Below are 7,637 nucleotides of genomic sequence, written 5' to 3' on the forward strand. Positions count from 1 at the left end.
GGGTGGGGAAGGCGTCGTCGGCGGTGAAGCGGACGACGTCGGGTGAGGACGGTGGATGGGAAAACCCGCCCCGGACCTTGGCGGATCGGCGAGTTCGTCGTACGGTAGGCCGCAAGTAACCCACGGGAGCCCGGTGCACCGGGCTGAGAGGGGGGCTGGAGCCCCCGACCGTCGAACCTGATCCGGGTAATGCCGGCGCAGGGAGGAGAGTTGCCGTGCCGTCCCTCGGGCGACTGCATCTGATCACCGACACCCGGTCGGGGCGGGATCCCCTCGTGGTGCTGCGCGCCGCCCTGCCGGTGGCCCGCAGCGAGCTGGTCGTCCAGGTCCGGGTGACCGACGACACCACCGACCGGCAGGCGTACGACCTGGCCCGCCGGGTGGTCGCGCTCTGCGCGCCGTACGGGGCGGCCTGCCTGGTCAACGACCGGCTGCATGTCGCGCTCGCGGCAGGTGCCGCCGGCGGGCACGTCGGCGCCGACGACCTGCCGGTCGCGGCGGCCCGCCGGGTGCTCGGCGCCGCCGCCGTGCTCGGGGCCACCGCTCGGGAACCGGTCGCCGCCGTCGATGCGGTCGCCGCCGGAGCCAGCTACCTGGGCGTCGGTCCCTGCTATCCGACCAGCACCAAGACCGGACTACCCGATCCGGTCGGTCCCGCCGGGGTCCGCGCCGTCGCCCGCGCGGTGCGCGTGCCGGTGATCGCCATCGGCGGGGTGACGCCGGCGGCGGTGCCGGCGTTGCGGGCCGCCGGGGCGTACGGGGTGGCGGTGGTGGGGGCGCTGTCGCGGGCCGCCGACCCGGCGCGGGCCACCACGGAGCTGCTCGGGGCGCTGGCGTGCTGACCCGGCCGGACGTCGCCGTGGTGGGGGCGGGGCCGGTCGGGTTGGCGATTGCGTGGCGGTGCGCGTCGCGCGGGCTGCGCGTCGTCGTCCACGATCCCGCCCCAGGCTCCGGCGCCTCCCGGGTCGCCGCCGGGATGCTCGCCCCGGTCGCCGAGGCGTACTTCGGTGAGCACGAGCTGACCGGGCTGCTCGCCGAGTCCGCCGCCCGCTGGCCCGGTTTCGCCGCCGAACTGGTCGAGGCCGCCGGCACCGAGTTCGGGTACCGCACCGAGGGCACTCTGATGGTCGGGCTGACCGGCGACGACCTGGCCGAGGCGCGCCGGCTGTGGTCGTACCAGCAGGGGCTGGGCCTGCCGATCACGCCGCTGCGCCCCTCGCAGCTGCGGGAGCGCGAACCGGCGTTGGCGCCGAGGGTGCGCGGCGGCGCGGTCGCCCCCGGCGACCACCAGGTCGACCCGCGCCGGCTGGTCGTCGCGCTGCGGTCGGCGGCCGAGCGGGCCGGCGCGACGCTGGTCCCCGGAGCGGTCGCGCGACTGACCGACGTGGACGCCCGCGTCACCGTGGTCGCCGCCGGTTGCGGCGCCGCCGCGCTCACCGGGCTGCCGGTGCGACCGGTGAAGGGGCAGGTGCTCCGGCTGCGCGCTCCCGGCCGCGCCGGGCCGGACTTCCAGCACGTCATCCGGGGGTACGCCGACGGCGAGTCCGTCTACCTGGTGCCCCGCGCCGACGGTGAGGTGGTGGTCGGTGCGACCGTCGAGGAACGCGCCGACACCGAGGTGACCGTCGGTGCGGTGCTGCGGCTGCTGCGCGCCGCCGTCGACCTGCTCCCCGACCTGGCCGAGTACGACCTGGTGGAGGCCGCCGCCGGGCTGCGCCCCGGCACGCCGGACAACGCGCCGATCCTCGGTCCGCTGCCCGGCCACCCCGGCGTGCTGGCCGCCACCGGCCACCACCGGCACGGCATCGTGCTCACCCCGGTCACCGCCGACCTGATCACCGAGCTGGTGGTCACCGGGAAGGCGGACCCGCTGCTCGCGCCGTTCACGCCAGCGCGGTTCACCGCGCGCCCGAGCGGTGTCGGCCCGCCGTTGGCCGGTCTCGAACGCCCGCCGGCCGGCCCCGGTTCCGCAGGCCCGAGCGGTGTCGGCCCGCCGCCGGCGACCGCAGCCCGAATCCGCACGTACGCGCCGACGACCGGAGGCCGCACGTCCGGCGGTCCGCCGGCGCAGGCCGGGTCCGATGCGAGCAGCGAGGAGGAGCGCACGTGGAACTGATCGTCAACGGCGCCGGGCGGACCGTGCCCGGCGGAGCCACCGTGGCCGACGTGGTGCGCGCGGTCACCGACCAGCAGCGCGGACTCGCGGTCGCGGTCAACGGCGAGGTGGTGCCGCGTACCGGCTGGCCGGCGACGGTGCTGCGCGACGGCGACCGGGTCGAGGTGCTCAGCGCCGCCCAGGGCGGGTGACGGGGATGTCGTTCGAGATCGGCGGCGTCACCTTCAATTCCCGGCTGATCCTCGGCACCGGCGGAGCGGCCAACCTGCACGTGCTGGAGCAGGCGATCCGGGCTTCCGGCACCGAGCTGGTCACCCTGGCCCTGCGTCGCGTGGACACCGCCCCCGGCACCGCCGGCGGGCTGCTCGACCTGCTGGACCGGTGCGGGGTGCGGTTGCTGCCGAACACCGCCGGCTGCTACACGGCCACCGAGGCGGTGAAGGTGGCGCACCTGGCCCGGGACGCGTTCGACACCAACTGGGTGAAGCTGGAGGTGATCGGCGACGAGCGCACGCTGCTGCCCGACGGGGTGGAGCTGCTGCGGGCCGCCGAGGAACTGGTCGCCGACGGGTTCACCGTGCTGCCGTACACCTCGGACGACCCGATCCTGGCCCGCCGGTTGGCCGACGTCGGCTGCGCGGCGGTGATGCCGGCCGGTTCGCCGATCGGATCCGGGCTGGGTGTGAGCAACCCGCATCACATCCGGCTGATCCGGCAGAGCGTGGCCGTGCCGGTCGTCCTCGACGCCGGCATCGGCACCGCCTCCGACGCGGCGCTCGCCATGGAACTGGGCTGCGACGCGGTGCTGCTGGCCAGCGCTGTCACCCGGGCCGCGGACCCGGTGGCGATGGCCACCGCCATGCGGTACGCCGTCGAGGCCGGCCGGCTCGCCTACGGCGCGGGCCGTATCGCCCGCCGTCTCCACGCCCTGCCCTCCACCCCGGACGAGGGAAGGCCCGACCTGTGACGCCCAGTCGCACCGCCGTGAACCTGACCACGTCTCCGCCGGCGGCGGCTCCGGCAGATCCTGGCAGGCAGCGGCCCCTGGGCGGGCCGGAACCCGCCAAGGGCTCCTCGGGGGTGCCGGTCGGCGTGGTGGTGTTGACCGATCGGCGGATGGGGCGGCGACCACTGCCCGAGGTCGTGGCCGCGGCCGTCGGCGGGGGAGTGCGGTGGGTGGTGCTGCGGGAGAAGGACCTGCCCCGCGCCGAGCGCCTGGCCCTCGCCACCGAGCTGCGGGCGATCCTCGTCGAGGCCGGCGGGACGCTCGTGGTGGCCGGTCCGGACCCGCTCGGCGGCGACGCCGTGCACCTGCCGGCCGCCGGCCCGTACCCGCCGCCGGCCGTCGGGCTGGTCGGCCGCTCCTGCCACGACGAGACGGAACTGGCCCGGCTGACCAGCGAGGACTACGTGACCCTGTCACCGGTCTGGCCGACCAGCACCAAACCCGGCTACGGCCCACCCCTGCATCCCGCCGGGCTCGCCGCACTGGCCCGGCGCAGCCCCGTGCCGGTGCTCGCCCTCGGTGGCATCGAGACCCCCAACCAGGTCAGAGCCTGCGTCGAGGCAGGGGCCAGCGGTGTGGCCGTGCTCGGCGCCGTCATGCGAGCCGACGACCCCACCAGGACGGCCGCCACGCTGGGCGGAGCCTTCGCTGATGCGGCCACCCCAGTGCCGTCGGCCCCACAGCTTTCGGCGGACACCGCCGGGGGCGGGCTGTGGCCGACCGTGACCACGCAGGGATCAAGCCTGACGGCCCGGAGTGGGCACCGTCGGCCGCAGCCCCGATCGCAACCATCGGAGAACCAGTGACGCCGACGACCGTGCTCACCATCGCCGGATCGGACTCCGGCGCGGGAGCGGGTATCCAAGCCGACCTCAAGGTCTTCGCCGCGCTCGGCGCGTACGGCACCAGCGTGATCACCGCGATCACCGCGCAGAACACCCGGGGGGTCGACGCGGTGCTGCCGCTGCCTCCCGGCACCGTCGCCGACCAGTTGGACAGCGTCCTGGTCGACTTCACGGTGCGCGCGGTGAAGACGGGAATGCTCGGCAGCCCGGCCGTCGCCGACACGGTCGCCGAGGCGGCGAAGGCGGGACGGCTGCCGCACCTGGTCGTCGACCCGGTGCTGGTCGCCACCAGCGGGCACGCGCTGGGCGTGGTGGCGGCGGTCGAGCGGCTGCTGCCGTACGCGGAGGTGGCGACGCCGAACCGCGCGGAGGCGGCGGCCCTCACCGGCCGCCCGGTGACCACGGTCGAGGAGATGGTCGGCGCGGCCCGGGCACTCGCCGCCGCCGGCCCCGCCTGGGTCGTGGTGACCGGCGGCGACGTCGACGCGGACGGCGAGGCGGTGGACGTGCTGTGCGGGGGCGGGACGACCACCCTGCTGCGCGCGCCCCGGGTGGCCACCCGGCACCAGCACGGCACGGGCTGTTCGTTCTCGGCGGCGGTCGCGGTCCGGCTGGCGGCTGGCGACCCGGTGCCGGCCGCGGTCGCCGCCGCCAAGGAGTACGTCACCCGCGCGCTGACCGGCGCGCGGGACTGGGAGTTGGGCGCGGGACACGGCCCGCTGGACCACTTCGGCTGGTCCTGTTGACCATCAGGGAGGCTGTCATGCAGGCACGTCGCAAGGTCTACGTCGAGGGGTCACGGTCGGACATCCGGGTGCCGTTCGCGGAGGTGGAGTTGGCCGGGGACAATCCGCCGGTACGCCTCTACGACACATCCGGCCCGGGTTCTGACCCGGAGGTGGGGCTGCCGCCCCTGCGCGGCCCGTGGATCGCCAGCCGGGGGGACGTCGCTCCCGCCCGAGGTGCCGGCACCCCGCTGGCCGGGGTCGACGGTAAGCGGCCCACCCAGCTCGCGTACGCGCGGGCCGGGACCGTCACCCCGGAGATGGAGTTCGTGGCGATCCGGGAGGGGATGGCGCCGGAGTTCGTCCGGGACGAGATCGCGGCCGGGCGGGCGGTGCTGCCGCTGAACGTCAACCACCCCGAGTGCGAGCCGGCGATCATCGGCAAGGCGTTCCTGGTGAAGGTGAACGCCAACATCGGCACCTCGGCCGTCACCTCGTCGGTCGCCGAGGAGGTGGAGAAGCTGACCTGGGCCACCCGGTGGGGCGCGGACACCGTGATGGACCTGTCGACCGGCAAGCGGATCCACGAGACCCGGGAGGCGATCGTCCGCAACTCGCCGGTGCCGATCGGCACCGTGCCGATCTACCAGGCGCTCGAGAAGGTCGGCGGCGACCCGGTGAAGCTCAGTTGGGAGGTCTTCCGGGAAACCGTCATCGAGCAGGCCGAGCAGGGCGTGGACTACATGACCGTGCACGCCGGGGTGCTGCTGCCGTACGTGCCGCTGGCGGTCGACCGGGTCACCGGGATCGTCTCCCGGGGCGGCTCGATCATGGCCGCCTGGTGCCTGGCCCACCACGAGGAGAACTTCCTCTACACCAACTTCCGCGAGCTGTGCGAGATCCTTGCCCGCTATGACGTCACCTTCTCGCTGGGCGACGGGCTGCGGCCCGGCTCTATCGCCGACGCCAACGACGAGGCGCAGTTCGCCGAACTGAGGACCCTCGGCGAGCTGACGAGAGTCGCCTGGGAGTACGACGTCCAGGTGATGATCGAGGGTCCGGGGCACGTGCCGATGCACAAGATCAAGGAAAACGTGGACCTCCAGCAGGAGTGGTGCCACGAGGCCCCGTTCTACACCCTCGGCCCGCTGACCACCGACATCGCACCGGCGTACGACCACATCACCTCCGCCATCGGCGCCGCGATGATCGGCATGTTCGGCACCGCGATGCTCTGCTACGTCACCCCGAAGGAGCACCTCGGCCTGCCGGACCGGGACGACGTGAAGGCGGGCGTGATCGCGTACAAGATCGCGGCGCACGCGGCGGACCTGGCCAAGGGGCACCCCGGCGCGCAGGCATGGGACGACGCGCTGTCCAGGGCACGGTTCGAGTTCCGTTGGGAGGACCAGTTCAACCTCTCGCTCGACCCGGAGACCGCACGGGCGTACCACGACGCGACGTTGCCCGCCGAGCCGGCGAAGACCGCCCACTTCTGTTCGATGTGTGGGCCGAAGTTCTGCTCCATGAAGATCACTCAGGAGTTGAAGGACTACGCCGCACGCGGCATGAGGGACAAGTCGGAGGAGTTCGTATCCTCCGGCGGCCGGGTGTACCTGCCGTTGGCCTGACCGACGAACGACGGTGGGAGCCGGGCGGCCCGCCGGCTCCCGCCGCACTTCTGGTTGATCATGAAGCTGGTGGTGCGGTGGATTGTCGCCGACGCCGTCAACCATGACCAACGAGTTGGTCGGTGAGGCCAGGGGCGGCGGCTTCGTGGAGTCAGGTCAGGTCGCGGTGGTGGCGGCCGGTGGTTCGCAGGGACCGCCGGGCGCTCTGCGTCTCCGGCTCGTTGTCGGCCAGCGGCTTGCTCAGCCCGGTGACCCAGTCGACGAACTCCTCGTCCTGGGCGGCGATCGGCTCCTCCGTCGGGCTGTCGCCGATCGGGTCGCCGTCCTTGGCCCGGCCGCGACGAAACAGGCCGCGCCGGAAGCGAGACCGCGTCGCGGCGGCTTCGGCATCGGCCCCGTCCGGGCCGTTCATCCCGCTGGGAGCGTCCGGATTGTTCCGCACGGCGCCGTGGCGGCCGTCCGCCGTGATCGTGGCGGCCGGGTCGGCCGGGTCGGCGTCCCAGCGCAGTGCGACCGGCTTCGGGATCCCGCCGTCCTCGTCGGCGTCCGGGAAGGGCCGCGCCGGGCTGGTCGGCGAGCCGTGGAGGCCGAAGGCCCCCCAGCTTCCGGCGCTGGCCAGGTCGGGCAGGAGGAGCCGTGGGCGGGAAGCCGGCTCGGCCGCCGTCGGCGTGCCGTCCGTCGTGGTGGTCTCCGCCGGGTCGGGTGTCCCCGATCCGGCGGCAGTCGGGCCGGTGGCGGGATCCGCTGGGCCGGTGGCGGGATCCGTCGGGCGGGTGCCGGTCGGTCGGGTGGTGCGGGTCCGCTTCGGGCGTGGCCGGGGCGCGGGCGCGGTCCCTGTTTGCGCCGCACCGGCCGGCCCGCCCGCCGACACCGGCCCGCCCGCCGACACCGGCTCGGGGGGCGTGCGCCGCCCCGTCCCGGAGACCGGTTCCGCGGCGCTGCCCGCCCCGATCACCGGTGCTGGCTCCGAGGGCCTGAGCTGGTCGGCGTCCGGCGTCTCGCCGGGAGGCGACGGTTGGTCGCCGTCCGGCGTGCGGTCCGGTGTCGAGGGCTCGACGCCGGCCGGAACCGGGTCGGTAGCGCCGGCCGCGGGCGCCTCCCGACCCTTCGGCAGGAACCAGGAGGCGCCGACCTCCGCCGGCGAGTCGTCGGTGCGGGTACCGGCGGCCGGGGTCGTGTCGGCGACGGCGGACGGGTTCCGGCGCTCGCCCGGTCCCGGCACGCCGCTCGAAACGGCGACCTCCGCCGTGTCCGACGGGCCGTTGGTGGGGATCGGCTTGTCCAACGGGCGGCCGGCGTCGACCGGCGTGGGGG

7 protein-coding genes, 1 pseudogene and 1 riboswitch are annotated in these 7,637 nt (G+C 74.9%); of the genes and pseudogenes, 7 read left to right on the top strand and 1 reads right to left on the bottom strand.

What is annotated here, in order from left to right; genetic code table 11:
• Window positions 1–112: 112 nt before the first annotated feature.
• A riboswitch (TPP riboswitch) is annotated at window positions 113–221 on the top strand.
• The 7 genes from thiE (at window position 216) to thiC (ending at window position 6,323) form a co-directional block, all read left to right on the top strand.
• Entirely contained in the window at window positions 216–842 is a 627-nt protein-coding gene (gene thiE / locus E1193_RS28395) for a thiamine phosphate synthase (RefSeq protein ID WP_132186242.1), read from the top strand. It overlaps the preceding riboswitch by 6 nt.
• On the top strand, window positions 836–2,116 hold the full coding sequence (gene thiO / locus E1193_RS28400) for a glycine oxidase ThiO (protein ID WP_132186243.1): 1,281 nt from the start codon (window positions 836–838) through the stop codon (window positions 2,114–2,116). The genes thiE and thiO overlap by 7 nt, the downstream gene beginning before the upstream one ends.
• Window positions 2,107–2,307, top strand: a complete 201-nt coding sequence (gene thiS, locus E1193_RS28405; protein ID WP_132186244.1) for a sulfur carrier protein ThiS — start codon at window positions 2,107–2,109, stop codon at window positions 2,305–2,307. Before thiO ends, thiS begins: the two co-directional genes overlap by 10 nt.
• The gene (locus tag E1193_RS28410; protein ID WP_279433398.1) at window positions 2,304–3,083 is read left to right on the top strand and encodes a thiazole synthase; all 780 of its coding nucleotides are present in this window, start codon (window positions 2,304–2,306) and stop codon (window positions 3,081–3,083) included. The genes thiS and E1193_RS28410 overlap by 4 nt, the downstream gene beginning before the upstream one ends.
• Window positions 3,084–3,232: 149 nt before the next feature.
• The gene (locus E1193_RS28415) at window positions 3,233–3,928 is read left to right on the top strand and encodes a thiamine phosphate synthase (protein WP_132186248.1); all 696 of its coding nucleotides are present in this window, start codon (window positions 3,233–3,235) and stop codon (window positions 3,926–3,928) included.
• The gene (gene thiD, locus E1193_RS28420; protein WP_132186246.1) at window positions 3,925–4,713 is read left to right on the top strand and encodes a bifunctional hydroxymethylpyrimidine kinase/phosphomethylpyrimidine kinase; all 789 of its coding nucleotides are present in this window, start codon (window positions 3,925–3,927) and stop codon (window positions 4,711–4,713) included. The genes E1193_RS28415 and thiD overlap by 4 nt, the downstream gene beginning before the upstream one ends.
• Window positions 4,714–4,730: 17 nt before the next feature.
• The gene (thiC, locus tag E1193_RS28425) at window positions 4,731–6,323 is read left to right on the top strand and encodes a phosphomethylpyrimidine synthase ThiC (protein ID WP_132186247.1); all 1,593 of its coding nucleotides are present in this window, start codon (window positions 4,731–4,733) and stop codon (window positions 6,321–6,323) included.
• A gap of 151 nt (window positions 6,324–6,474) precedes the next feature.
• Here the strand turns inward: thiC and E1193_RS32190 are convergent.
• Window positions 6,475–7,637: pseudogene (locus tag E1193_RS32190) on the bottom strand (hypothetical protein); the annotation flags it as partial.

This window comes from Micromonospora sp. KC606 (assembly GCF_004348675.1).
GTDB lineage: Bacteria > Actinomycetota > Actinomycetes > Mycobacteriales > Micromonosporaceae > Micromonospora.

Excerpts from the sequence above, each read along its gene's own strand:
- thiC (WP_132186247.1), top strand. The coding sequence starts at position 4,731 with ATGCAGGCACGTCGCAAGGTCTACGTCGAGGGGTCACGGTCGGACATC.
- E1193_RS28415 (WP_132186248.1), top strand. The coding sequence starts at position 3,233 with ATGGGGCGGCGACCACTGCCCGAGGTCGTGGCCGCGGCCGTCGGCGGG.